Source organism: Pseudomonas sp. P7758, assembly GCF_013386485.1.
Lineage (GTDB): Bacteria > Pseudomonadota > Gammaproteobacteria > Pseudomonadales > Pseudomonadaceae > Aquipseudomonas.
Genome location: NZ_JACARS010000262.1, coordinates 1 through 797, shown reverse-complemented (window position 1 = coordinate 797; position 797 = coordinate 1). Strand labels below are relative to the sequence as shown.

Annotated in this window: 1 protein-coding gene and 2 pseudogenes; 2 read left to right on the top strand and 1 reads right to left on the bottom strand. The window is 58.8% G+C overall.

Annotation, left to right across the window (positions count from 1 at the left end):
- Positions 1–177 (top strand): annotated as a pseudogene (locus HX873_RS31945) (MFS transporter); the annotation flags it as partial.
- Positions 174–572, top strand: coding sequence for a DUF4440 domain-containing protein (locus HX873_RS31360; protein ID WP_177123845.1), 399 nt, complete (start codon positions 174–176; stop codon positions 570–572). The pseudogene HX873_RS31945 and the gene HX873_RS31360, both read left to right, overlap by 4 nt.
- 102 nt (positions 573–674) lie before the next feature.
- Here HX873_RS31360 and HX873_RS31355 read toward each other — a convergent pair.
- Positions 675–797, bottom strand: a pseudogene (locus tag HX873_RS31355) (efflux transporter periplasmic adaptor subunit); the annotation flags it as partial.

Here is a 797-nt window from a genome sequence, read left to right as displayed (position 1 = left end):
TTGAGTTTTTGCCTCGGTGCCGCCGTGCTCAGTGGGGTGCTGGCTGCGCTGGACTCGTTCACCGTCACCTTCGCGATTGCCGCGGCGTTGACCCTGTTTCCGTTATTTGCCGTACTGTGCCTGGATGCGTCCAAGGTACGGACACTGCTTCACCCTGCCAGCGAGCCCACACGATGATTGACTACCGCGATTTTTTTGATGAAGTGATCCAGGCCCATGTCGAGATCGAGCAATGGTTTGCCGGCACAGCCCCCGAGGGAACACTGGAGGTTTTGCTGAGGCGTTTTTCGCCGGACTTTTCCATGATCACCCCGGCGGGCAAACAACTGGATTTTGCACTGCTCAACCAGCTGTTCAGCCAGGCTGGCGGCAAGCGGCCCGGGTTCAGGATCAGCCTCAGCGAGTTTGCCGGGATTGACCGACACGCCCATGGCGCGACGGTAAGTTATCGCGAACAGCAGGTGGATGGCAGCGGTACCCAAACCGATCGGCGATCGACCGTGGTGTTTGAAAAACAGGCCAGTGGCGCCCTGCTGTGGCGCCACTTGCACGAGACGTTTCTACAGGCCTGACACACTCAAAATGTGGGAGCGGGCTTGCTCGCGAATGCGGTGGATCAGTCGATATTTTCGTTGACTGACACACTGCCTTCGCGAGCAAACCCGCTCCCACATTCAGTTCTGTGTTTGGTTGACGATCACGGTGCAGGTGATCCCCGCCGCCAACAGCACACCTTCCGGCACTTCATCGATATGAATCCGCACCGGCACCCGCTGGGCCAGGCGCACCCAGTTGAA

Coding starts and splice junctions, on each gene's coding strand:
- HX873_RS31360 (WP_177123845.1), top strand. CDS start 174: ATGATTGACTACCGCGATTTTTTTGATGAAGTGATCCAGGCCCATGTC.